This window comes from Brachybacterium tyrofermentans (assembly GCF_039526165.1).
GTDB lineage: Bacteria > Actinomycetota > Actinomycetes > Actinomycetales > Dermabacteraceae > Brachybacterium > Brachybacterium tyrofermentans.
On record NZ_BAAAIR010000040.1, the window covers coordinates 16693 to 41932 of the forward strand.

At 69.5% G+C, this 25240-nt stretch carries 20 protein-coding genes and 1 tRNA gene; 17 read left to right on the forward strand and 4 right to left on the reverse strand.

Annotated features, from left to right (window positions below; all coding sequences use genetic code 11):
- Window positions 1–319: 319 nt before the first annotated feature.
- Window positions 320–2008, forward strand: a complete 1689-nt coding sequence (locus ABD093_RS11165) for a DUF222 domain-containing protein (protein ID WP_343924513.1) — start codon at window positions 320–322, stop codon at window positions 2006–2008.
- 25 nt (window positions 2009–2033) lie between these two features.
- On the opposite strand, the gene ABD093_RS11170 is transcribed toward ABD093_RS11165, so the two are convergent.
- The 3 genes from ABD093_RS11170 to ABD093_RS11180 form a co-directional block, all read right to left on the reverse strand.
- On the reverse strand, window positions 2034–3941 hold the full coding sequence (locus ABD093_RS11170) for an ABC-F family ATP-binding cassette domain-containing protein (RefSeq protein WP_343924515.1): 1908 nt from the start codon (window positions 3939–3941) through the stop codon (window positions 2034–2036).
- A 97-nt stretch (window positions 3942–4038) separates the two neighbouring features.
- Window positions 4039–4575, reverse strand: a complete 537-nt coding sequence (locus tag ABD093_RS11175; protein ID WP_193118132.1) for a MarR family winged helix-turn-helix transcriptional regulator — start codon at window positions 4573–4575, stop codon at window positions 4039–4041.
- Window positions 4576–4662: 87 nt separating this feature from the next.
- Complete coding sequence (locus tag ABD093_RS11180; RefSeq protein ID WP_193118131.1) at window positions 4663–5310, reverse strand: TetR/AcrR family transcriptional regulator; 648 nt, start codon at window positions 5308–5310, stop codon at window positions 4663–4665.
- A 246-nt stretch (window positions 5311–5556) separates the two neighbouring features.
- Here ABD093_RS11180 and ABD093_RS11185 point away from each other — a divergent pair.
- The 15 genes from ABD093_RS11185 (at window position 5557) to ABD093_RS11255 (ending at window position 22606) form a co-directional block, all read left to right on the forward strand.
- Window positions 5557–5628: transfer RNA gene (locus ABD093_RS11185), tRNA-Gln, on the forward strand.
- Between the two features lie 62 nt (window positions 5629–5690).
- Window positions 5691–7190: a bifunctional UDP-N-acetylglucosamine diphosphorylase/glucosamine-1-phosphate N-acetyltransferase GlmU gene (gene glmU, locus ABD093_RS11190; protein ID WP_193118130.1), complete on the forward strand. Its 1500-nt coding sequence runs from the start codon at window positions 5691–5693 to the stop codon at window positions 7188–7190.
- Window positions 7187–8167, forward strand: coding sequence for a ribose-phosphate diphosphokinase (locus ABD093_RS11195; RefSeq protein WP_193118129.1), 981 nt, complete (start codon window positions 7187–7189; stop codon window positions 8165–8167). The genes glmU and ABD093_RS11195 overlap by 4 nt, the downstream gene beginning before the upstream one ends.
- A gap of 260 nt (window positions 8168–8427) precedes the next feature.
- Window positions 8428–9036, forward strand: a complete 609-nt coding sequence (locus tag ABD093_RS11200; RefSeq protein ID WP_343924518.1) for a 50S ribosomal protein L25/general stress protein Ctc — start codon at window positions 8428–8430, stop codon at window positions 9034–9036.
- 218 nt (window positions 9037–9254) lie between these two features.
- Window positions 9255–9869, forward strand: a complete 615-nt coding sequence (gene pth, locus ABD093_RS11205; protein WP_193118127.1) for an aminoacyl-tRNA hydrolase — start codon at window positions 9255–9257, stop codon at window positions 9867–9869.
- Window positions 9866–13471, forward strand: a complete 3606-nt coding sequence (mfd, locus tag ABD093_RS11210; protein ID WP_343924520.1) for a transcription-repair coupling factor — start codon at window positions 9866–9868, stop codon at window positions 13469–13471. Before pth ends, mfd begins: the two co-directional genes overlap by 4 nt.
- A gap of 184 nt (window positions 13472–13655) precedes the next feature.
- Entirely contained in the window at window positions 13656–14375 is a 720-nt protein-coding gene (locus ABD093_RS11215; RefSeq protein ID WP_425546253.1) for a MazG nucleotide pyrophosphohydrolase domain-containing protein, read from the forward strand.
- Window positions 14376–14441: 66 nt separating this feature from the next.
- Window positions 14442–15734: a phosphopyruvate hydratase gene (gene eno / locus ABD093_RS11220; protein WP_193118125.1), complete on the forward strand. Its 1293-nt coding sequence runs from the start codon at window positions 14442–14444 to the stop codon at window positions 15732–15734.
- Between the two features lie 244 nt (window positions 15735–15978).
- Window positions 15979–16449: an FtsB family cell division protein gene (locus ABD093_RS11225; RefSeq protein WP_319021610.1), complete on the forward strand. Its 471-nt coding sequence runs from the start codon at window positions 15979–15981 to the stop codon at window positions 16447–16449.
- Entirely contained in the window at window positions 16446–17015 is a 570-nt protein-coding gene (locus tag ABD093_RS11230; protein WP_193118123.1) for a DUF501 domain-containing protein, read from the forward strand. Before ABD093_RS11225 ends, ABD093_RS11230 begins: the two co-directional genes overlap by 4 nt.
- On the forward strand, window positions 17012–17965 hold the full coding sequence (locus ABD093_RS11235; protein WP_193118122.1) for a Ppx/GppA phosphatase family protein: 954 nt from the start codon (window positions 17012–17014) through the stop codon (window positions 17963–17965). The genes ABD093_RS11230 and ABD093_RS11235 overlap by 4 nt, the downstream gene beginning before the upstream one ends.
- A 108-nt stretch (window positions 17966–18073) precedes the next feature.
- Window positions 18074–19447, forward strand: a complete 1374-nt coding sequence (locus ABD093_RS11240; protein ID WP_193118121.1) for an NAD(P)/FAD-dependent oxidoreductase — start codon at window positions 18074–18076, stop codon at window positions 19445–19447.
- Between the two features lie 231 nt (window positions 19448–19678).
- Window positions 19679–20476 carry a glucosamine-6-phosphate deaminase gene (gene nagB / locus ABD093_RS11245; protein WP_193118120.1) on the forward strand — a complete coding sequence of 266 codons (798 nt, stop codon included), beginning with the start codon at window positions 19679–19681 and terminating at the stop codon, window positions 20474–20476.
- Window positions 20477–20528: 52 nt separating this feature from the next.
- Window positions 20529–22040: an NCS2 family permease gene (locus tag ABD093_RS11250; protein WP_193118119.1), complete on the forward strand. Its 1512-nt coding sequence runs from the start codon at window positions 20529–20531 to the stop codon at window positions 22038–22040.
- Window positions 22037–22606 carry a MarR family winged helix-turn-helix transcriptional regulator gene (locus tag ABD093_RS11255; protein ID WP_319021609.1) on the forward strand — a complete coding sequence of 190 codons (570 nt, stop codon included), beginning with the start codon at window positions 22037–22039 and terminating at the stop codon, window positions 22604–22606. The genes ABD093_RS11250 and ABD093_RS11255 overlap by 4 nt, the downstream gene beginning before the upstream one ends.
- Before the next feature lie 228 nt (window positions 22607–22834).
- Here ABD093_RS11255 and serC read toward each other — a convergent pair whose 3' ends face one another.
- Window positions 22835–23992, reverse strand: a complete 1158-nt coding sequence (gene serC / locus ABD093_RS11260) for a phosphoserine transaminase (RefSeq protein ID WP_193118118.1) — start codon at window positions 23990–23992, stop codon at window positions 22835–22837.
- Between the two features lie 130 nt (window positions 23993–24122).
- On the opposite strand from serC, the gene ABD093_RS11265 reads away from it, so the two are divergent.
- A complete protein-coding gene (locus ABD093_RS11265; protein ID WP_193118117.1) occupies window positions 24123–24821 on the forward strand; it encodes a demethylmenaquinone methyltransferase in 699 nt (232 codons plus the stop codon).
- Window positions 24822–25240 lie beyond the last annotated feature (419 nt).

Here is a 25240-nt window from a genome sequence, read left to right on the forward strand (position 1 = left end):
CTGTGACGGCAGTGTGTGTGGGCATCGCGTGCGGCTGCCGCATGTGACCATTGCTTATGGCTGCTACGAGGGGGAGTGCCGGCGGCACCTGGTTGGCCGTCGACGGCGCTGTGGCGCACGAGAGCCGACGGGAGGCCCGGGTGGGTCGTTCCTCCACACAGATGGTTTATCCACATTTCTGGATTGGTATGTTATAACCCTTCGGTAAGTGGGGTGGATGTGTAATCATTGATGCATGAATAGGGGACTTGGGGACGCGGAGAGTGAGCGGGACGGGGTCGAAGACGACTCTGAGCACTCTGCCTCTGCCTCTGCCTCTGTGAATTCGACGCCCGCTCCCGCGAGCGTGCTCCGCCTCGGCGAAGTCGATCTGTCCTCTGTGCTGTCGGGGCTGGTGCATGCGGGAGGCGATGGATCGGGATCGATCGAGCGTCTCTCGACGCAGGCCACGCTCTCGCTCCTCGACGGACTGCGTGAAGTGTCCACCGCGATCGCCGCCGTGCAGGCGCGGGCACTCGTCCATCTCGAAAGCGCGGTCAAGGATGAGTGCCTGGCCAAGGAGATGGCGCCGCGCGTCGCGCTGAAGACTGCCCGGGCAGAAGCTGCTTTCGCCCTCCATGCCGCCCCCGCCGTGACAGGCCAGACCATGTCGAGCTCGCGTCGTCTGGTGCAGTCGATGCCGGGGATGCTCCGCGCCCTCGCGCACGGTCGGCTCTCGCCGGAGGCTGCCCATCGCGTCGGCCGCGTCGTCGGCCCAGCTGCTCCGGAGCTGCGCTCCCAGGTCGATCAGGTGCTCACGGAGCACCTCCCGTACCTCGAGGGGTGCGGCGTGCAGCAATGGGGCGATGAGGCGGAGAAGGTGATGCACGCGCTCGACCCTCAAGGCGCTGCAGCCCGCCATACACATGCCGTGCAGAGCCGCAACGTCTCCGTGCGTCGAGCGGAGAACGGGATGAGCGTGGTGACGGCGAGGCTCACGGCGCTCGACGGCGCCAGGATCCGCAAGAGCCTCGCCCTGGAGGCGGAGAGGGCTCGTGCCCACGGGGACCGTCGAGGCCATCAGCAGATCATGGCGGATATGTTCGCCGATACTCTCCTCAGCCGCGGCGAGGGCATGGACCCCGGCACCATGGAGATCGGCGTGATCATCACCGACCGGTCACTGCTCGTCCCGGAGCACGCAGACCCCGCCGTCATCGAAGGTCTGGGGACTGTCCCGTACGAGCATGTCCGCGACGAGATGCGCCGTGCCATGGCCTCAGCCGATGACGATCCGGAGCTGCGTCTCGCACTGCGCAACCTCTACACGGATCCGGAGGATGGTCAGCTCGTCGCCATCGAGTCCAGAGCTCGGGCTTTCCCTCCGGCGCTCGCACGATTCCTGAGCTGGAGCCACCTCACCTGCCGCGCACCCTACTGCGACGCCCCGATCCGCCAGAACGACCACATCACGCCGTATGCGGCGGGCGGGGCCACGTCCGTGGACAACGGCAACGGGCTGTGCGGCATCGACACCCAGAAGGAGGAGGCAGGGATGCGCGCGGCGGTGATCCACGACGACACCGGGCGCCGCCGCACCGTGGAGTGGACCACCCGGTACGGCCAGAAAGCACGACGCAGCGGCATCAACTTCGACCCTGTCGGAACAGCGCTGCGCCGACGGCATCGACGGCTGTCAGCGACAGAACAGACCACCCCAGAGCAGTCCACCTCGATGTCGCCGACGGCGAACCCGCCAGAACAGCAGACGGGCTGGGTCATGCACACCCTCGGTGAGCTGGAGCCGACTCGCGAAGGCGGGCCGACGCCACCCGACTCCCATGCAAGCTTGCATCGAGCGATCTGTCAGCTCGTCCCCGCGGGGATCCTGATCAGGAAACCACCGAGCCACCCGGGGCAGAGGCTGCTCTGCGCACACAGCGACTACGTCTTCGACGCAACGCGCATCACCTCGCGTCTCAAGGCCAAGGGCGAGGTCAGGGGAGAAGCCAGAGGAGAGGAGAAATGAGGTCATCTCCTCCCGGCTGGAGAGGTCAGTCGATCTGCTCCGACAGCTCCAGCCAACGCTCCTCCAGCCCCGTCACCTGAGACTCGATCGCGCGCAGCTCTTCGGTGATCGACTGCAGCCCCTGATAATCGGACTGGTCATGGGCGGCGAGCCTCTCGTGGAGCTTCTTGGTCTGACCCATCAGCTTCTCCATGCGGCGCTCGGTGGCACTCAGCTCCTTGCGAGCGGCATGCGCCTCCGCACCACCTGATCCGGTGGCAGCTCCCGTCGCGGAACGAGTGGAGCCACCGGTACCGGACCCGGACCCGGACCCGGAACCGGAACCGGAATCAGAACCGGCGCCGGCACCCTTGTCGGTTCCGCTCCCGGTACCGGGAGCGCTCGACGTGGCCCTGCGGCCCCCGGTCGTCTGCACAGTTCCCTTCGCGTCGGCTTCCGCACGCAGCTCGAGATACTGCTGGACGCCGCCGGGGACATGACGCACGGTCCCGTTCAGCACTGCGTACTGGGTGTCCGTGACGCGCTCGAGCAGATACCGGTCGTGGGACACGACGATCAGCGGGCCGGGCCACGTGTCGAGGAGATCTTCCATCGCCGCGAGCATGTCGGTGTCCATATCGTTGGTCGGCTCATCGAGGATCAGCACATTGGGCTCCTCCAGCAGCGTCAGCAGGAGGTCCAGGCGGCGCTGCTGGCCGCCGGAGAGCGCGCCGACCAGAACCTTCTGATGCGCGGTGGTGAACCCGAGACGCTCCAGGAGCTGCCCGGGCGAGACCTCGTCCTTCCCCGCCTTGAACGAGCTGCGATATCGCCCCACCACGTCGCTGACCCGCGACGTCAGATGGTCCTGCAACCCCTCGACCCGCTGCGTCACCTGGCGGACGGTGACCGTCTTGCCGCGCTTGACGCGACCCGCCTGCGGCTCGAGATCCCCGGTGATCAGGGCGAGGAGCGTGGACTTCCCGGCACCGTTGGGACCGAGAATCCCGATGCGGTCGGCCGCGCCGATATGCAGCGTGACGTCATGCAGCACGCGCACGTCGCCGTAGCCGGCATCCACATCGAGCACATCGAGCACATCGCGGCCCAGGCGCGAGGTGGCCAGCTGCGTGAGCTCCACGGCGTCGCGCACGGGCGGCTCGTCCGCGATGAGCTCCGTCGCGGCATCGATGCGGAACTTCGGCTTCGAGGTGCGTGCGGGCGCGCCGCGACGCAGCCAGGCGAGCTCCTTGCGCATGAGGTTCTGGCGCTTGTTCTCGATCGCTGCGGCCTGGCGATCGCGTTCGACACGCTGGAGGACATAGGCGGCGTACCCTCCCTCGAACGGATCGACCACCCCGTCGTGCACCTCCCACATCCGGGTGCAGACGGCGTCGAGGAACCACCGGTCGTGGGTGATGACCACGAGCCCGCCGTCCCTGCGGTTCCAGCGCCGGCGCAGATGGTCCGCGAGCCAGGAGATGCCCTCGACATCAAGATGGTTCGTGGGCTCGTCCAGCAGCAGCACATCCCAGTCGCCGACCAGCAGCTCGGCGAGGTGCACGCGGCGGAGCTGGCCACCGGAGAGATCCGCGAGCTCCGCCTCGAGGTCGATCTCGTCGAGCAGGCCGGCGAGAACGTCGCGGATCCGGGAGTCCGAGGCCCACTCGTACTCGGGGCGATCACCGACCACGCGCTGGCGCACCGTCGTGCTCGCGGTCGCCTCGTCCTGCTGGCTCAGCACGCCCACCCGGACGCCTCCGCGCACGGTCACCCGGCCGGAGTCCGGCTCCTGGAAGCGGGCGAGAAGGCGCAGGAGGGTGGATTTGCCATCGCCGTTGCGGCCCACCACGCCGATGCGGTCGCCCTCATCGATGCCGACGGTGATGTCGTCGAGCAGGACGCGGTCCGGCAGGGAGACATGGAGGGACTGGGTGCCGAGCATATGGGCCATACGGGTTCATCCTTCGAGAAGCTGGGTGCTGGGGGACGGACGAGTCACGCGCGTCGTCCAGGGCATCAGCGCGGCGCGCGGATGCCGGATCTGTGGATCATCGATCCAGCGGATCGTCCACCTCGAACGTGAGCAGGAGCGAGCGCAGCGCGTCGGCCAGGGCCGACCTGTCCTCAGAGGCCAAGGGATGCAGCAGCTCGCGCTCCGCGGCGAGCAGGCTCTCCATAGCGGCATCCACCCGGGACACCCCGTCGGGCTGCAGGCGCACCTCGACGGCGCGGCCATCGCGCGGACTCCGGCTCTTCGTGATCAGGCCCCGCGTGACGAGCTTGTCGATGCGGGTGGTCATGGTGCCGCTGGTGACGAGGGTCTGCCGCATGAGCGCGCCGGGGGAGAGGGCGTCGTCCCCGCTGCGCCGCAGGGCAGAGAGCATGTCGAACTCCCAGCCCTCGAGGCCCGCCGCGGTGAACGAGTCGCGCCGTGCGGTCTCGAGGTAGCGGGATAGGCGGGAGATGCGGGAGAAGACGGCGAGAGGCTCGATATCGAGGTCCTCGCGTGCACGCTCCCAGCCCTCGATGATCCGATCCACCTCGTCGAGGTGCGGCGCGGTGGCGTCATCAGCAGTCATGGGCATGCCCCGAGTCTAGGGCGGGGGACCGGCGACAGGCAGGCCCTGCCTGTTCCGGGTGGTGCGTTCCACGGTCCGCCTGTGCGTTCCGGGTCAGGCCTTGGAACCCTCGTGCAGCGTCGGCGACTTCTGCAGGTCCACCAGTCCGTACCAGGACAGGTTCACCATCCGGGAGGCGACGATCTCCTTGCTGGGGGTGCGGGTCTCCAGCCACCACTGACCCGTGTAGGCGACCATTCCCACCAGCATCTGGGCGTACATCGTGGCGTCCCGCTCGGGGTAGGAATGCAGTTTCAGCTGGGCGGCGAGGATCTCCTCGACCCGCTGGGCGACGTCGGTGAGCAGGGAGGAGAAGGTGCCGCCGGCCTGGCTCACGGGGGAGTCCCGGACCAGGATCCGGAACCCGTCCTCGTTCTCGTCGATGTAGGACAGGAACGCCAGCGCCGCCCGCTCCATGAGCAGACGGGGATGGAGCCGCTGCTCGCGCAGGGATCTCTCGAGGTCCGCCAGCAGAGTGCTGACCTCACGGTCCACGACCACCGCGTACAGGCCCTCTTTGCCCCCGAAATGCTCGTACACGATCGGCTTGGAGACGGAGGCGCGGGCCGCGATCTCCTCGACGCTCGACATGTCGAAGCCCTTCTCGGCGAAGACCGAACGGCCCACCGTCACGAGCTGCTCCCGCCGCTCTCGTCCCGTCATCCGGGTCGACCGACCGCGAGGGGCTCCGTTCTCCGCCATGGCGGAAGTCTCGCACAGGCTCTGATCCTGGTCGCGGTCCCGATCCCGGTCCCGCGCCGGATCTCGGTCCTGATCCGGCGCGAGCGTGCCCGCAGTCGTGGGCAGGAGCACTCCGGACCGCCGCCGATCGCGGCCCGGGACCCCTGGTCCGGACGATAGGATCGGTCCGCGCCCACGGGCCCTCCTTCGCGTCCGCGCGGCCCTCGACGGCCCGAACGGATCCCTCGGGGGCAGCCTCCGGCGTGCTCCGCCATGGTGTAATCGGCAACACCTCAGATTTTGGTTCTGAAGTTTCAGGTTCGAGTCCTGATGGCGGAACGCCCACTGCCTCCGCGGCGGTGCCGCTGCACATCACCCGTCGATTCCGAGGAGCTGCCGACGTGGAATCCCCTGCCCCCGCCGCTGTCATCGTCCTGGCCGCAGGTGCCGGGACGCGCATGAAGTCCCGTACACCGAAGGTCCTCCACGAGATCGGGGGTCGATCGCTTCTCGTGCATGCGGTCACCGCCGCGGAGGGCACCGGTCCCTCCGAGCTCGTCGTGGTCCTGCGCCACGAGCGCGATCGCGTTGCCGCGCATCTCGCCGAGCACGCCGCCGAGGTCACCGTCGCCGACCAGGACGACGTGCCGGGCACCGGCCGCGCCGTGCAGTGCGGCCTCGACCAGGTCTCCGCCTCCGAGGGCACCGTGCTGGTGACCTACGGCGACGTGCCCCTGCTGGAGCCGGCCACCCTGCGCGAGCTGGTCACCGCTCACGAGGGCGCCCGCGCCGCGGTCACCGTGCTCACCTCCCGGGTCCCCGACCCCACCGGGTACGGCCGCATCCTGCGCAGCGAGGACGGATCCGAGGTGCTGGGCATCGTCGAGCACAAGGACGCCACCGACGACCAGCTCGCGATCGACGAGATCAACTCGGGCATCTACGCCTTCGACCTCGCGGTGCTGCGCGATGCGCTCGGCCGCATCGGCACCGACAACGCGCAGGGCGAGATGTACCTCACCGACGTCCTCTCGATCGCCCGGGCCGACGGTCGCTCGGTGCGGGCGGTCGTCACCGCCGACGTGATGATGGTCGAGGGCGTCAACGACCGGGTCCAGCTGGCCCAGCTCGGCGCGGAGATGAACCGCCGCACCCTCGAGCGGCACATGCGCTCGGGCGTCACGATCGTGGACCCCTCCACGACGTGGATCGACTCCGACGTCTCGATCGCCCAGGACGCCGTGATCCTCCCCGGGGTGCAGCTCCACGGGGCCACCGACATCGGCACGGAGGCCACGATCGGCCCGGACAGCACGTTGCGCGACACCGAGGTCGGGGAGGGCGCCGAGGTGGTCCGTTCCCACGCCGTCCTCGCGGTGATCGGTGCGAACGCGACCGTCGGCCCGTTCTCCTACCTGCGGGCCGGGACGGACCTCGGGGAGAAGGGCAAGATCGGCGGGTTCGTCGAGACGAAGAACGCGAAGATCGGCCTCGGCGCGAAGGTGCCGCACCTCAGCTATGTCGGTGACGCGGAGATCGGCGAGGGCACCAACATCGGCGCCGCCACGATCTTCGCCAACTACGACGGGGTGGACAAGCACCGCACGACGGTCGGCAAGCATGTGCGGGTCGGCTCGGACAATGTTCTCGTGGCGCCCATCACCATCGGTGACGGGGCCGCCACCGGAGCCGGCACCACCGTGCGCAAGGACGTGCCCCCGGGGGCGCTGGCCGTGAACGCAGTCGCGCAGCGGAACATGGAAGGATGGACCCTGCGACGCCGTGCGGGGACCGCGGCCGAGGCGGCGGCACGAGCCGCCCTCGGAGCCGAGGACAGGTCCGCTGCGGATGCGCCTGCCACAGAAGTTGCCGATGAGCACAAGGAGCACGAGCAGCGATGAGCGGAATCGTCACCACGGGGGAGAAGCGACTGGTCCTCGCCTCCGGCAGGGCCCACCCGGTCCTCGCGCAGGAGGTCGCCGACGAGCTCGGCGTCGAGATCCTGCCGATGGACGCCTGGGACTTCGCCAACGGCGAGATCTATGTGCGCTACGGGGAATCGGTGCGCGGCACGGACGTCTTCGTCCTGCAGTCCCACCCTGCTCCCATCAACACGTGGGTGATGGAGCACCTGATCATGATCGACGCCCTCAAGCGGGCGTCGGCCAAGCGGATCACGGCGATCGCCCCGAGCTTCCCGTACGCCCGTCAGGACAAGAAGCACCGTGGTCGCGAGCCGATCTCGGCGCGTCTGATGGCGGATCTCTACGAGACCGCCGGGGTGGACCGCATGATCTCGGTGGACCTCCACGCACCGCAGGTCCAGGGCTACTTCAACCGTCCTCTGGACCACCTCATGGCGCTGCCGATCCTCGCGACGTACATCCAGGAGAAGTACGGCAACGAGGACATCGCCGTGGTCTCGCCCGACGCGGGCCGGATCCGCGTCGCGGAGCAGTGGGCCAAGAGGCTGGGCGGCGTGAACCTCGCGTTCGTGCACAAGTCGCGTGACATCAACCGGCCCAACCAGGCTGTGGCCAAGCGCGTGATCGGTGACGTCACCGGCAAGACCTGCGTCCTGGTCGACGACATGATCGACACGGCCGGCACCATCGTGCAGGCGTCCGACGCGCTCATCGCCAGCGGAGCGAAGTCCGTCGTCATCGCCACCACCCACGCGATCCTGTCCGACCCGGCCACCGAACGGCTGAAGAACAGCTCGGTGCGGGAGATCGTGTGCACCAACACGCTGCCCGTCCCGCCGGAGAAGCAGTTCGACCGGCTCACCCAGCTGTCGATCGCGCCGCTGCTGGCGCGCGCGATCCGTGCAGTGTTCGACGACGGCTCGGTCACCAGCCTGTTCGACGGCGAGGTCTGACTCGCTCGCACGCTGATCAGTGACGAAGGGTCCGCATCCTCTCGGATGCGGGCCCTTCGCCGTCCCGTCGGGCCCCACGGCGACGGCCGTCACGTCGGCGAGGGACTCCGGGGCCTCGCGTGCTAATCTCACCGGGTCACTTCGGCGAGGGAGCGGGCGCGAGCCCCTCCGTGATCGACGCGGTGCGGAGACCAGGAGATGCTCCTGTGCCCCGTGGCGTCGCTCATCGTCGAGCAACCGCATCCACGAGGAGCACCACCATGGCTGAGAACCTGAATGTCGAACTGCGCGAGGACTTCGGCAAGGGCGCTGCCCGCCGCCTGCGCGTCGACGGCCGCATCCCCGCCGTCCTGTACGGCCACGGCGAGGCGCCGCTGCACCTGTCCCTCCCGGGCCACGAGACCGCGCTGATCGCCCGTAACCCCAACGCCCTGCTCGAGCTGAAGCTCGCCGACGGCACCCAGCACCTCGCACTCATCAAGGAGATCCAGCGCCACCCGCTGAAGCGCTCCCTGAACCACCTCGACCTGATCACGGTCCGCAAGGGCGAGAAGGTCGAGGTCGAGATCCCCGTGATCCTCCACGGCGAGCCCGTCGCGCCGGCCGACGCCTTCGTCGACCTGCAGCACCTCACCCTCCTGGTCGACGCGCTGAACGTCCCCGAGCAGGTCGACGTCGACGTCGAGGGCTCCGAGGACGGCTTCCAGGTCTTCGCCGGCGACGTGACCCTGCCCCAGGGCACCGAGCTGGTCACCGACGCCGAGATCCTCGTCGCCAGCGTGGCGCTGCCCCGCGTGCAGGAGGAGCCCGAGGACGAGGAGTCCACCGAGGCCGCCGAGGCCGGGGAATGCTCCGCCGACGAGGAGTGACCCCTCCGAGCGGGCTCCAGGAAGCAGGGACGCACCCTGCACCCGGCCGGTCCGCTCGATTCCTCACACACATCGCCCCGGGGCGTCGCGCACTGCGCGGCGCCCCGGTACGGTGTTCGAGGCCATGAAGTGCGCGCGGTGGGTCGCGCCGGCCGACACCAGGCCGCCCCGGGCGCAGGTCCCGGGAACGGCGTCGACGCTGCAGCGAGGAGCAGTCCATGACCGTGAGCGAACGTCGACCCGGGCCGTACCTGGTCGTGGGTCTCGGCAACCCCGGCCCGAAGTACGCCGCCACCCGTCACAACATCGGGCACATGGTGCTCGACCACATCGCCGACGCCACCGGGGGCCGCTTCACCGCGGCCCGCCGCGCGCAGGCGGTCGTGCTCGAGGGCCGGCTCGGCATCCCCGGCTCCGATGAGCGCGTCATCCTCGCCAAGACCACCACCTACATGAACGTCTCCGGGGGACCGGTGAAGGCGCTGGCCTCCTACTACGACATCCCGCCGGAGCGGATCGTCGCGGTCCACGACGAGGTGGACATCCCCTTCGACACCGTCCGGCTCAAGCTCGGCGGCGGCGAGGGCGGCCACAACGGGCTGCGGGACATCACCAAGGCTCTGGGCACCAAGGACTACCTCCGCGTGCGAGCGGGCGTCGGTCGACCCTCTGGTGGCCGGGACACGGCCGATCACGTGCTCGCCCCCTTCACCTCCACGGAGCGCAAGGCCCTCGAGCTGCTGATCTCCGATGCCGCCGACGCCGTCGAGGCCGTGATCCTCGAGGGCCTCACCACCGCGCAGCAGCGCTTCCACTCCCGAGAGGCACGATGACCACGAACCGCCCCGCACTCCGCCCGACCCGCGCCCCGCTGCGGCCGCTGCTGGACCAGCTGGCCGGCGGGCAGGACCTCACGACGGTGCGCGCCGCCGTGCAGGAGGGCTCGGAGAGCGGCGAGGGTGGGAGCATCGTCGCCGCGACCGGGCTCTTCCCCTTCGTCGTCGCCGATCTCGCCCGTGAGGCGACCGTCGAGAGCCCTCTCGTCGTGGTCAACCCCACCACGCGTGCCCTCGAGGACGTGCGCTCCGCACTGTCCGCCCTGATCGGTACGGACCATGTCGCCGAGCTCCCCGCCTGGGAGACGCTCCCGCATGAGCGGCTGTCCCCGCGCGCCGACACCGTCGCGAAGCGGCTGGCGACGCTGCGGCGTCTCGCGCACCCCGAGTCCGAGGACCCGGTGCGGGTGCTCCTGATGCCCGTCCGTTCGCTGCTGCAGCCGATCGCGACGGGCCTCGGGGACCTCACCCCCGTGCGCGCCGCGGTCGGCGACACCTATCCGCTGGACGACCTCGTGCGCGACCTCGTCGACGCCGCCTATGCCCGCGTGGACATGGTCGAGAAGCGCGGCGACTTCGCCGTGCGCGGAGGCATCCTCGACGTCTTCCCGCCCACCGAGCCGCATCCGCTCCGGGTGGACCTGTTCGGCGACGAGATCGACGACGTGCGGTACTTCTCCGTCGCCGATCAGCGCTCGCTGGATCCGGCTCCGCGCGGGCTCGACGCCCCGCCCTGCCGGGAGATCCTCCTGACCCCGGAGGTGCGCGAGCGCGCCCGCACCCGGGCCGAGGAGCTTCCCGGCGTGCGGGATCTGCTGCTGCGGATCGCCGACGGCATCGCCGCGGACGGGATGGAGTCGCTCAGCCCGGTCCTCGTCGATGGGATGGAGCAGGTCGCCGACGTCCTCCCGAGCGGATCCCGCCTGCTGATCCTGGATCCCGAGCGGACCCGCGCCCGTGCGGAGGAGCTCGTCGCCACGACCGACGAGTTCCTGGCTGCGGCCTGGTCCAGCGCGGCCGCCGGAGGGGGCCTGCCCATCGACGTCGGGGCGGCGAGCTTCGTCCCGCTGGGAGAGGCCAAGGGACATGCCCGTGAGGGCGGGCGGCCCTGGTTCACCCTGGCGTCCTTCGGGCTGGACGCCGATGTCGACCTCACGCGCGGTGCGCACACCCACCCGGGCTACTCCGGGAAGCCGGGCGACGCGGCGAAGGACCTCGAGCGGCGCCGTCAAGACGGCTGGAGCGTCGTGGCGACGATGGTCGGCCCCGGCGGCGCCCGCCACGTCACCGAGAACCTTCGCGCAGAGGGCATGCCGGCGGTCTTCGCCCCGGACCTCGAGGGGCCCGTGGATCCCGGCCAGGCCGTGGTCACCGTCGGACCGTTCCCCGAGGGCCTCGTGGTCGAGGACCTCAAGCTGGTCCTCGCCTCGGAGCGCGATCTCACCGGGAAGTCCGGCGCACGGCGGGGCGAGGAGCGCAAGATGCCCTCGCGCCGACGCAACGTCGTCGACCCGCTGCAGCTGCGCCCCGGCGACCACGTCGTCCACGCCCACCACGGCGTGGGTCGCTTCATGGAGATGACCAGCCGCGCCGTCGGCGTCGGTGCCAAGCGCACCACCCGCGAGTATCTGGTCATCGAGTACGCGGCCTCCAAGAAGGGCCAGCCCGGCGACCGGCTGTACGTGCCCAGCGACCAGCTGGACCAGGTCACCAAGTACGTCGGCGGCGAGGATCCCAGCGTCAACCGCATGGGCGGCTCGGACTGGGCCAAGACGAAGTCCAAGGCGCGCAGGGCGATCCGCGAGATCGCCGACGAGCTGGTTCGGCTCTATTCAGCCCGCCAGTCCGCCCCCGGCCATGCGTTCGCCCAGGACACACCCTGGCAGCGTGAGCTCGAGGACGCCTTCGAGTTCGTGGAGACCCCGGACCAGCTCGTGACCATCGACGACGTGAAGTCCGACATGGAGAAGACCGTCCCGATGGACCGCCTGATCCTCGGCGACGTCGGCTACGGGAAGACGGAGATCGCGGTGCGCGCCGCGTTCAAGGCGGTCCAGGACGGCAAGCAGGTCGCCGTGCTCGCGCCGACGACCCTGCTCGCCCAGCAGCACCTGGACACCTTCACCGAGCGCTACACCGGCTTCCCGGTCACGGTGCGCGGGCTCTCCCGGTTCCAGAATCCCGCCGACTCCAAGGCCACCATCGAGGGCGTCGCCGACGGCAGCGTCGACATCGTCATCGGCACCCATCGCCTGCTCACCGGGCAGGTGCGGTTCAAGGACCTGGGACTGCTGATCGTCGATGAGGAGCAGCGCTTCGGCGTCGAGCACAAGGAGACGCTCAAAGCGCTGCGCACCGACGTGGACGTGCTGGCGATGTCCGCCACCCCCATCCCGCGCACCCTGGAGATGGCGGTGACGGGGATCCGCGAGATGTCGATCCTCGCGACCCCACCGGAGGAGCGCCACCCGGTGCTCACCTATGTCGGCGCCCAGGAGGACAAGCAGATCACGGCCGCCATCCGGCGCGAGCTGCTGCGTGAGGGGCAGGTGTTCTACATCCACAACCGGGTCGAGGACATCGACCGGGTCGCCGCGCACCTGCGCGAGCTCGTCCCCGACGCCCGGGTGCAGGTCGCGCACGGCAAGATGAACGAGGCCCAGCTCGAACGGGTCATCGTCGACTTCTGGGAGCGCGACTTCGACGTGCTGGTGTGCACCACCATCGTCGAGACCGGCCTGGACATCGCCAACGCGAACACCCTGATCGTGGAGAACGCCGACAAGTTCGGGCTCTCCCAGCTGCATCAGCTGCGCGGTCGCGTGGGCCGGTCGAGCGAGCGCGCCTATGCCTATTTCCTGTACAACGCGACCAAGCCGCTCACCGAGCTCGCGCACGACCGCCTCACGACGCTGGCCACGAACACCGATCTCGGCGCCGGCATGAAGGTGGCGATGAAGGATCTGGAGATCCGCGGTGCCGGCAACCTGCTGGGCGGCGAGCAGTCCGGCCATATCGCCGGGGTCGGCTTCGACCTCTATGTGCGCATGGTGGGGGAGGCGGTCTCGGCCTTCCGCGGGGAGTCCACGGCCCCCGAGAAGGAGATCCGCGTCGAGCTCCCGCTGGACGCCCATGTCCCGCACGACTACATCGGCTCCGAGCGTCTCCGCCTGGAGGCCTACTCGAAGCTGTCGGCCGTGCGCGAGGTCTCCGAGATCGACCAGATCCGCTCCGAGCTCACGGACCGCTACGGCGCGCCGCCGCAGCCGGTCGAGGTGCTGCTCGACGTGGCGCGGTTCCGGATCGACGCCCGTGCCGCCGGCATCGACGAGGTGCAGGCCCAGGGCAAGATGATCCGCTTCGCGCATCTCGAGGTGCCGGACTCCGCGGCGATGCGCATGAAGCGTCTCTACCCGGGCACGATGCTCAAGCCCACCACCCGCCAGGTGCTCGTTCCGCGACCGATGACCTCGCGCTTCGGGGGCACCGAGCTGCGCGATCACGAGCTGCTGGACTGGGCCCGCGAGGTGCTGCGCACCCTGGTCCCGGGGGCGGCGGAGTCCATGACCGCGCCCACGATCCAGGGCTCGGCGACGTAGCCTCGCAGCTGTGAACGCTTCGAAGCCGCCGGTCCCGTCCTCACAGCCATGCCAGTCCCCGCAACCGGCCCAGCCCCCGCAGCCGCCCGTCCAGCCCTCGCAGACGGGCCAGCCCTCGCAGGCCACCGAGCCGACTCCCGGTGAGGCGGCGCGCGGCAGCGCCCTGCTCCGGGCGGTCGAGGTGATGGAGGCGCTCCGGGCGGCGGACGGGGACGCCTGGTCCCATCAGCAGACCCACGCCTCGCTGGCCCGCTACCTCCTGGAGGAGACCTACGAGGTCCTCGAGGTGATCGACGATCCGCAGGCCCATGGACCCGGCGCGCTGCGCGACGAGCTCGGGGACCTCCTCTTCCAGATCCTGTTCCACGCCCGGGTCGGGCAGGAGGCGGAGCCGGCCTGGGACGTCGACGACGTGGCCAGGTCGTTCATCGCCAAGATGGAACGCCGGAATCCCCACATCTTCGGCGACCGCCGCGACGAGGCGCTCGAGGATCCGGAGGACATCGAGCAGATCATCGCCCAATGGCACGCCGTCAAAGCCGCCGAGCGGCAGGCGCGAGGGGCCGGCGACACGCCGTCGTCGGCGGTCTGGTTCGACGGCATCCCGGAGCGTCTTCCGGCGCTGCAGACCGCCGCGAAGGTCGTGCATCGCGCGCGCTCCGACGGTCGGCTCGAGGAGCTGCTCGCCGCCGCCGACGAGGCGGGCGCCGCGCCCCCCGCCCAGCNGGTGCGCGCCGAGTCCGAGGACATCGATCCCGAGTCCGCCCTGCGCGCCCTCCTGGCCCGGACGCGCTCGGCGGCCCTCGAGACAGACGGTTCCGCCCCGCGAGATGGAGCTCTACAGACCCCCGGCGACAGGCCATCAGACGGCACCATGGCGGGCCCGGACGGCCGGACGGCCTAGACTGGCCCGCGGACGGTCAGCGCCGACCGGCCGTGACCGCTCTTCTCCTGATGGAAGGAACAGCCCATGGCAGCTCTGATCGATGCCGTTCACGCCCGCGAGATCCTCGATTCCCGAGGCAACCCCACCGTCGAGGTGGAGATCCTCCTCGACGACGGGATCGTCGCCCGCGCCGCAGTCCCCTCCGGTGCCTCCACCGGCGCCTTCGAGGCCGTCGAGCGCCGCGATGGCGACAAGGCCCGTTACCTCGGAAAGGGTGTCGAGGAGGCCGTCTCCGCGGTCATCACCGACATCCAGCCCAAGATCCTGGGCATGGACGTCCAGGAGCAGCGTGCGATCGACCAGGTCATGCTCGATCTCGATGGCACCACCAACAAGGGCGCCCTCGGCGCGAACGCCATCCTCGGCGTCTCGCTGGCCGTGGCCCGCGCCGCCGCGGACTCCGCCGGTGTGCCGCTCTACCAGTACGTCGGTGGGCCCAACGCCCACATCCTGCCGGTCCCGATGATGAACATCCTCAACGGCGGATCCCACGCGGACTCCAACGTCGACATCCAGGAGTTCATGATCGCGCCGATCGGTGCGGAGACCTTCAGCGAGGCCATGCGCGTCGGCGCCGAGGTCTACCACGCCCTGAAGTCCGTGCTCAAGGAGCGCAGCCTGGCCACCGGTCTCGGTGACGAGGGCGGCTTCGCCCCGAACCTCGACTCCAACCGCGCTGCCCTCGACCTGATCGTCGAGGCGATCGGCAGGGCGGGCTTCGAAGCCGGCAAGGACGTGGCCCTGGCCCTGGATGTCGCCGCCTCCGAGTTCTTCGAGGACGGTTCGTACCTCTTCGAGGGCGAGAAGAAGACGTCCGCCCAGATGATCGACTACTACGCCGATCTCGTCGACTCCTACCCGCTGGTCTCCATCGAGGACCCGCTGGACGAGGACGACTGGGAGGGCTGGAAGGCCATGACCGAGCGTGTCGGCGCCAAGACCCAGCTCGTCGGCGACGACCTGTTCGTCACCAACCCCGAGCGCCTCGGCCGCGGGATCACCGAGGGCTCCGCGAACGCTCTGCTGGTGAAGGTGAACCAGATCGGCTCGCTGTCGGAGACCCTCGACGCCGTGGATCTCGCACACCGTGCGGGCTTCAAGGCCATGATGTCGCACCGTTCCGGTGAGACCGAGGACACCACGATCGCGGACCTCGCCGTGGCCACCAACTGCGGTCAGATCAAGTCGGGCGCTCCTGCCCGAGGCGAGCGCGTGGCGAAGTACAACCAGCTGCTGCGCATCGAGGAGGAGCTGGGGGATGCGGCACGTTACGCCGGAGCCTCAGCATTCCCTCGGTCCCCGCGTTTCTCTGCCTGAAGTCCTCAGCCGGAGGTTGTAACCTCTGGTCATGAGCAACAGACGACCGGGTGCCCCGCGATCAGCGAGGCGCCCGGTCGCTGCATCCGGGGGTCGTCGGCCCGGTGCGCGGCCGGCCGCGCGACCGACGTCGACCACCGGGCGGGGAACGGCCAAGAGCGCGTCCTCGCGCAGCCGCGGCCCGGCGGCGGCATCACGCCCCCGCAGCACCGCGTCGCGCGGTCCCCAGGAGGACGGCCCCGGCGTGACCATCACCCGCCGCACCCTGGCACTGGTCGCTCTCGTGGTGATCGCCCTGGCGGCCCTGGTGCCGACGGTCAACTCGTATGTCGCCCAGCGCCAGCAGCTCTCCGAGCTCCAGGCCCAGGTGAACACCCAGGAGTCCGACGTGGAGACGCTCCGCGAGCAGGTCGCCCGCTGGGAGGATCCCGCCTACGTCTCCGCTCGCGCCCGGGAGCGACTGCTCTTCGCGATGCCGGGGGAGACCCAGTACCGGCTCACCGACACCTCCGGCCAGGACGTCCCGCTCACCGAGGCGGAGCGCGCCGCAGAGCACGCGAAGGAGGGCGAGTGGTTCTCGACCCTCTGGAAGAGCGTGGAGGGCTCGAGCCGTCTGACCCCCGAGGACATCCCCGACGAGACCGGCTCCACCGACGAGGACGTCCCCGACCAAGCACCCGCCGACGACACCGACGATCAGGATCCCCCGCAGTGAGCGCACTTCCGCCCCTTCCCTTCGAGTCCCCGACGACACCCGACGATCTCGAGGTGATGCGGGAGCAGCTCGGTCGCGACATGCGCGGCGTGGTGTCGATCGCACGGCGCTGCGGCTGCGGCCGCCCGGCCGTGGTGCGCACCGCACCGAGGCTCGAGGATGGGACCCCGTTCCCCACCTCCCTCTATCTCACCCTCCCGTGGCTCACGCTGGACATCTCGCGCATCGAGGCGACCGGCACGATGGCCGATCTGACCCGGCGCCTGGAGACCGATGACGAGCTCGCGGGCGGCTATCGTCGCGCCCACGAGCGGTACCTCGCCCGTCGTGAGGAGCTCGGGGACGCCGCGGAGGTCCGTCATGTCAGCGCCGGCGGCATGCCCACGCGCGTGAAGTGCCTCCATGCGCTGGCCGGGCAGGCCCTCGCCGAGGGCGAGGGCATCAACCCCGTCGCCGACGAGGTCCTGGCGACCATCGACGGCGTGCTCCCCGAGCTCGTGTGCCGCTGCGAGAGCGTCGACGCGACACCCGACGCAGCATCGGACGCAACAGGGGAGGAGGCATGAGCGCCCCCGTCGCCGCGATCGACTGCGGCACCAACTCCATCCGTCTCCTCATCGCACGCCGGGACGCGGAGGGCGCCCGGCCCACGGACCTCGAGCGTCGGCTCGAGATGGTCCGTCTCGGGCTCGGCGTGGACCGCACGGGACGCTTCGACCCGGTCGCGATCGAGCGCACGCTGGAGGCGGCGCGCCAGTACCGCGAGCTCATCGAGACGCATGGCGTAGCGCCCGAGGCCGTACGGTTCGTCGCGACCTCGGCGACCCGGGACGCCGCGAACCGTGACGAGTTCATCGAGGGGATCCGCGAGATTCTCGGGGTCACCCCCGAGGTGATCAGCGGCGAGGAGGAGGCGGCGCTCTCCTTCCGGGGCGCGGTCAGCACCGTCGCCGGGCTGCCCGAGGGCCCCCGCCTCGTGGTGGACATCGGCGGGGGCTCCACCGAGCTCGTGCTCGGGACCACCACTCCGACGCACCGCATCAGCATGGACATGGGGTCGGTGCGGCTCACCGAGCGCCACCTGACCACGGATCCCCCCACTGCGGAGCAGATCGCCGCCGCGAGCGCGGACATCGACGCCCTGCTGGACGAGGCCGAGTCCGTCGTGCCGTTCGAACGAGCTCGATCCCTGGTCGGCGTCGCCGGCACAGTGACCACTGTCACAGCGGTCGCGCAGGGGCTCCAGGAGTACCTGCCCGATGTCACCCACGGGGCAACCCTGGCGGCGGATGACGTCCGGGCCCTCTGTCTCGAGCTCCTCATGCAGACCCGTCAGCAGCGGGCCACCCACCGGATCATCCATCCCGGGCGCATCGATGTGATCGGTGCAGGGGCTCTGATCTGGTCTCGGATCATCGAAAGGGTCTCCGCGGTCTCCGGGATCACCGAGACCAGGACCAGCGAGCACGACATCCTCGACGGTCTGGCCCTGGACCTGCTGGACCGCACGGACTGATCGACACGGACCGCGTGGTCCGGGGCCCGACGGCCCACGGGGCCCGTCAGGACGTCCACGACCTGAATCGTTTTGTGCGAAGTGCTCCGCGGTTCTAGGCTAGGGGTCATGAACACCACTTTCGGCGGCAAGCCCCATGTCCTGATCCTCGGCGGCGGTTCCGTCGGCCTGACCACTGCGAGCGATCTGCGCAAGACGCTCGGCACCGAGGTCGCGATCACGGTCGTGGACCCGCGCCCGTACATGACCTACGCGCCCTTCCTCCCCGAGGTCGGCGCCGGCAGCATCGATCCCCGCAACGTCCTCGCGCCCCTGCGCAAGATCCTCCCCGGGAGCAAGGTCGTCACCGGCTCCGTCACGCAGATCCGCAGCTCGGAGAACACCGTCGTGGTGAACACCGAGGAGGACGTGCAGCTCGAGATCTCCTACGACTACCTGGTCGTCGGCCTCGGCGCCGTTCCCCGCCTCCTGCCCATCCCGGGCCTCGCGGAGAACGCCATCGGCTTCAAGCAGGTCGAGGAGGCCGTGGCCGTGCGCGACCGCATCCTCGCCAACCTCGCCGAGGCGGCGTCCACCAAGGACCCGAAGATCCGCAAGCGTCTGCTCACCTTCACCTTCATCGGCGGCGGCTTCGCCGGCGGCGAAGCCGTCAGCGAGACCGAGGACATGGTCCGCGACGCCCTGCGCTACTACCCCGACCTGCACGCCTCGGACATCCGCTTCGTGCTCATCGACGCGGCCCCCTTCGTGTTCCCCGAGCTCACCGAGGACCAGCGCGCCTACGTGCTGAACCAGCTGCGCGAGCGCGGCGTCGAGGTCAAGCTCGAGACCTTCCTCAACTCGGCCGAGGACGGCCTGATCAAGACCAGCGACGGCGACGAGTTCGAGACCGGACTGCTGGTCTGGAACGCCGGCGTGAAGCCCAACCCGGTCCTGTCCGACGCGGACGTCTCCGACCTGCCGGTCATCACCGAGCGCGGCCCCATGATGGGCAAGCTCGAGGCACTGGCAGACCTCCGCGTCAACGGCGCCGAGGGCCCGCTGGACAACGTCTTCGCCGCCGGTGACTGCGCCGCGGTTCCCGACCTCGCCTCCGGCGAGGGCAAGTTCTGCCCGCCCAACGCCCAGCACGCCGTACGTCAGGGCAAGCGCGTGGCGGACAACATCGCGCGCTCCGTGCAGGGTCGCCCGATGGTGGACTACTACCACAAGAACCTCGGCGTCATGGCGACCCTGGGCATGTACAAGGGCGTCGGCCGCCTCAACGTGGCCGACAAGGAGCTCGACATCCGCGGCCTCCCCGCCTGGGCCATGGCCCGCGCCTACCACGTGTACGCCATGCCGACCCTGGGTCGTAAGGCAGCGGTCATCGCCGGTTGGGCGACCAACCTGATCTCCCGTCGCGACATCATCGGCATCCCGCAGTCCTCGACGCCGCGCGCGGCCTTCGAGTACGCCGCGAACTCCGGCAAGAAGAAGTGATCCGGCCGGGATCGGACGCCTGAGCGTCCGCATCCCGCGGCCCCGGAGTCACGGAGGCACCGTCACGTTATGCGTGACGGTGCCTCCGTGCATGCGGGGACTGCTCACATCGTCGGCGCGGGTCGTCCACCATGGCGATGCCCGAGTAAGCTCGTAACCGGTAATGAATGAGCACAAACGGTCAGCAGGGTGTCGGGGGTAGGGCACGCGCGGCCGGAAGGGAAGCACTCCATGGAGATCCATATCGTCACCGACGCCGCCGAGGGCGCACGCGTCGTCGCCGACGTCTTCGAGAAGACCCTGCGGGACGCCGGGGACACCGGCGCCGTTCTCGGTCTGGCCACGGGGTCCTCTCCCGTCCCGGCGTACACGGAGCTGATCCGGCGCCATCGAGAGGAAGGGCTCTCCTTCGCCACCGCGCAGGCATTTCTGCTCGACGAGTACGTGGGCCTTCCTGCCGGCCACGAGCAGAGCTACCACCACTTCATCCGCGACAACTTCACGGCGCATATCGACATCGACGATGCGGCCGTGGTCTCGCCCGCGGGCGACGCCGCTGATCCGGTCGCGGAGGCCGCCGCCTATGACGCCCGTATCGTCGCGGCCGGGGGAGTGGACCTGCAGATCCTCGGCATCGGATCCAACGGACACATCGCCTTCAACGAGCCGAGCAGCTCGCTGGGCTCGCGCACGCGCGTGGTCGGTCTGGCGCAGAGCACGATCGCCGACAACGCCCGCTACTTCGAGGAGGCGGCGGATGTCCCGGTCCGGGCGCTCAGCCAGGGGCTGGGAACCATCCGCGAGGCCCGCAGGATCGTGCTGACCGCTTCGGGCGAGCACAAGGCGGAAGCGGTCGCGCATCTCGTCGAGGGTGCGATCAGCGCGCGGTGGCCGGCATCCAGCCTGCAGCTGCACCCTGATGTCGTCGTCGTGGTCGACGAGTCGGCCGCCTCGCAGCTCGAGCTCGCCGACTACTACCGGTATTCACGCAGCCTCGAGGCGGAGAACCCGGTCTCACGTCACAGCTGAGGATCTGGATCAGGGGTGAATGCGTCGGCGGGGGCCGGATACGATCGCTCCCATGACGCAGGCCGACCCCTCCTCACCCCCTTCCTCCCCGCCGTCCTCGGGCGCTGTCGCAGCGCCTCGTAGCGGATTCGATAGGTTCTTCCACATCTCCGAGCGAGGGTCCACCCTCTCCCGTGAGCTCCGCGGAGGGCTCGTCACGTTCTTCTCGATGTGCTACATCGTGGTGCTGAACCCGCTGATCATCGGGACTGTCCCGGACTCGACCGGGCAGTTCCTCGGCGGCGGTGCGGAGCCCAACCTCCCAGCCGTGGCCGCCGGCACCGCGCTGATCGCCGGGCTCCTGAGCATCTTCATGGGAGCGTGGGCCAAGTTCCCGCTCGCCCTGGCGACCGGGCTCGGGCTCAATGCCTACATCGCCTATTCGGTGGTGCCGCTGCCGGGGATGACCTGGGCCGGGGCGATGGGCCTCGTGGTGCTCGAGGGCGTGGTGATCCTCGTCCTCGTCCTCACGGGCTTCCGCCGAGCGGTGTTCATGGCCGTTCCGCCCTTCCTCAAGACCGCCATCGGCGTGGGGATCGGCCTGTTCATCGCCTTCCTCGGCCTGTTCAACGCCAAGTTCGTGACCACGGCTGCCGGCACCCCGGTGCAGTTGGGCAACGATGGCTCGCTCACCGGTTGGCCCACCTTCGTGTTCGTCGCGGGCCTCCTGCTCATGTTCGTGCTGTGGGTGCGCAAGGTCCCCGGCGCGATCCTCATCGCGATCGTGAGCGCCACCGTCCTGTCGATCGTCCTCGAACGGTTCCTCCACCTCGGTGCCTTCACGGCGGCCGACGGCACGAACCCCGGCAATCCCGGTGGCTGGGCGATGAACGTCCCCGCCATCAGCGAGTTCCCGATCCAGGCCCCGGACTTCGCGACCCTGTTCACGGTCGACCCGATCGGTGGCATCACCGCCGCAGGCGGGATCGGCGCACTCGTCATCGTCTTCTCCCTGCTGCTGGCGGACTTCTTCGACACCATGGGGACCATGGTCGCGGTCGGCTCCGAGGCCGGGCTGGTCGATGACGAGGGCGATATGCCCCACTCCCAGCGCATCCTCGTCGTGGACTCCGTCGCCGCGATCGCCGGCGGCGTCGGCGGCGTCTCGTCGAACACGAGCTTCGTCGAATCCACGTCGGGAGTGGCCGAGGGCGCACGCACGGGAGTGGCCTCGATCGTCGTCGGCGTCGCCTTCCTGCTGACCACCTTCCTCGCGCCGCTGGTCGCCCTCGTGCCCTACGAGGCCGCGACCCCGGCACTGGTGATGGTCGGATTCCTGATGATGACCCAGGTGACGGACATCGACTTCAGCGACGTCGAGGTCGCGCTGCCCGCCTTCCTCACGATCATCCTCATGCCGTTCGCCTACTCGATCACCGTAGGCATGGGCGCCGGCTTCCTCATGTACGTGCTGATCCGACTCGTGCGCGGCAAGGCCCGCGAGGTGCACTGGCTCATGTACGTGATCGCCGCGCTCTTCGTGGTGTACTTCCTGCGCGGTGCGATCGAAGGCCTCCTGCTGTGACGACGGGGGAGTCGCAGGCAGGGGAGGAGGGCGCTGCCGCGTCCGGCCCCGGGAGCACGACCCGCCTCGGGCCGACGAGCGACCTCGCTCCCGGGGCACCGGACGAGCTCGCCGGGCACGACGAGGTCGCCGGACAGGCCGAGGTCGCCGAGCTGGCGGCAGAGCTCCGCCGCGTGCTGCTGGTCTCCTCCCGCATCCTGCGCTCCCGCACGGCGTCGGACGACGTCTCCGCCTCCCAGTTCTCCGTGCTCGCGTTCCTGGATCGATCCGGTGAGTCGACTCCGGGGGCGCTCGCGGAGTTCGAGCATGTGACTCCTCCGGTGATGACCCGGATCCTCGGGCGGCTCGAGGACGCCGGTCTCGTGGTGCGCTCGACGCACCCGGGTGATGGTCGCCAGGTGCTGGTGACGCTCACGGATCCTGGGGAGCAGGTGGTGCTCCATGGCCGGGCCGAGCGTGACAGCTGGCTCCGTGCCCGGATCGGGTCCGCAGACCTCGAGGAGCGGGAGACTCTCCGTGCCGCGACCGAGCTGCTGCGTCGCACCCTCATCGATCCACCCCGGTGACGGTGCAGGACTAGTGACCCTGCAGAACACGTGACCCTGCAGAACACGTGACCGTCCAGAACGAGTGACCCTGCGGAACGAGTGAGCTCGCAGAACGAGTGACCGCGCGGAACGGGCACCCACGCAGCATGGGCGACCGAGAAGCCCCGATGACAGAGCACGGGCCGTACCCCTCGAACGAGGAGTACGGCCCGTGCCGTGTCGTGCGGGTCCGCCCAGAAGGAGAGATCAGGCGCTGTGGTCGAGCACGTGGTCGAGCACAGCGAGCAGGGCCGACACGTCCGCCTCCTCCACCGCGGGGAAGGTCGCGATGCGGAGCTGGTTGCGTCCGAGCTTGCGGTAGGGCTCGATGTCGACGATCCCGTGGGCACGCAGCACAGAGGTCACGGCCGTGGCATCGATCGACTCGTCGATGTCCAGGGTGGTCACCACCTGCGAGCGAGCCGCGGCGTCGGTGACGAAGGGCGTGATCTCCCCACGCCCAGCGGCCCACGCCTGCACCATCCCGCTCGTGGTCCGAGTGCGGGCATCAGCCCAGGCGAGGCCGCCCTGGGCGAGCATCCACTCGATCTGCTCGGCCAGCAGCACCAAGGTCGCCACGGCAGGGGTGTTGAGCGTCTGATCCTTGCGGGAATTGTCGATGGCGCTGGTGAGGGAGAGGAACGACGGGATCCATCGGTCCGTGCCCGCGGCGAGTCGCTCTGCCCGCTCGATAGCGGCAGGGGAGAGGACGCTCAGCCACAGCCCGCCGTCCGAGGCGAAGGCCTTCTGCGGCGCGAAGTAGTACGCGTCGGTCTCGGTGATGTCGATCATCGCGCCACCGGCCGCGGAGGTAGCGTCGACGAGGACGAGCTGATCAGCGTGTGCCCCGTCCGGTCGTCGCACAGGGACCATCACCCCGGTGGAGGTCTCGTTGTGGGGCCAGGCGTAGGCGTCGACGTCCTCCCGGGCCGTCGGCACCGGGCAGGCGCCGGGATCGACCTGGATGATCTCGGGATCACCCAGATGTGGAGCCCCGGCGACCTCGCCGGCGAACTTCTGGGAGAACTCGCCGAGCACCAGGTGCTGGGAGCGCTTCTCGATCAGCCCGAAGGCGGCGACGTCCCAGAACGCCGTGGACCCCCCGTTGCCGAGCACGACCTCGTAGTCGTCGGGCAGGGAGAACAGCTCCCGCAGGCCGGCGCGGATCCGTGCGACGTACTGCTTCACCGGTGCCTGGCGATGGGAGGTGCCCATGACCGTGCGAGATACAGAGCTCAGCGTCTCCATCTGTGCGTCACGGATGCGGGAGGGGCCGGAACCGAAGCGACCATCCGCGGGAAGCAGACCCTGAGGGATCGACAGACCGCGGATCGTGTCGGCACGGATGGTACGGGCATCGGACATCGGCAAACTCCTCGTGATGCGGGGCGGTGCCGCCGGCGGGTCCGGCAGCACGCCCTCCTATCCTGCCAGGGGAGCGCGCCGTCCCTCGCAGCGGTCCGTGCCGAACGGCCCGGCGTGGCAAGATCAGGGCATGAGCCGTGCCGATCTCGAGAAGCAGCCGTATGACGTCGCAGGGATGTTCGACAGCATCGCCAAGCGCTATGACCTCACGAACGATGTCGCCGCCCTGGGCCAGGTCCGGATGTGGCGGGCGGAGATGGTCGAATCGCTCGACGTCGAAGCGGGCGACACCGTGCTCGACCTCGCTGCGGGCACCGGAACGTCCACCACGGCGATCGCGCGCACCGGAGCCCAGGTCGTCGCCGCGGACTTCTCGTTGGGGATGATGGCGGAGGGGCGGCGACGCGGGGCACCGGTCCCGTTCGTCGGCGCCGATGCCCAGCACCTCCCGTTCGGCGATGACTCCTTCGACGCCGCAGTCATCTCCTTCGGTCTGCGCAACGTCCATGAGCCCAAGCTCGCCCTCGCCGAGATGGCCAGAGTCGTGAAGCCGGGCGGCCGTGTCGTGGTGTGCGAGTTCTCGACGCCGAGCTCCCGCATCGTCCGCACGGTGTACGAGAAGTACCTGTTGCGCGCTGTGCCGGCGCTCGCGCGACGCGTCGCCACGAGCGCGGACGCGTACGACTACCTTGCCGAGTCCATCCTCGAGTGGCCGGACCAGGAGTCACTGCGCGCGTGGTTCATGGACGCAGGGCTGGGGAGAGCGCAGTTCCGGAATCTGACCGGGGGGATCGTGGCGCTGCACCGAGGGGTCGTGCCTCACATCTGAAGTTGCTCCGAGAGGGGCCGCGGAGTCCGTCGACGCCGCACGTAGGCACGATCTGGCCGGACTCCACCTCAGATCGGTACGGTGACCTGCACGTTTGCTCCATGACAGGCGAGTGTGGCGCAGGACACCGCTGAAAGGGTCGTTCTGGCTTGACGCTCCCCGGGGATCTGCGTAATGTTCTTCCTCGTGCCCAGCAGAACGGGAACGAGGAACGGCCGAGAGGTTGAACCGAGAAAACCGTACTGAGCAGGTATGCAGGTCCCTCCGAAGTTCAGTGAGGCGCGGATCACACCGCATCGAGTTGACACGGAGCGCCGCACCTCGTAAGTTATAGAGGTTGCCCCGGAGCGAAGAGCTTAACGGCTTGGAAGTCCGAGTGCGCGTGTTGTTTGATATCTCAATAGCGTGTTTATTTGTTG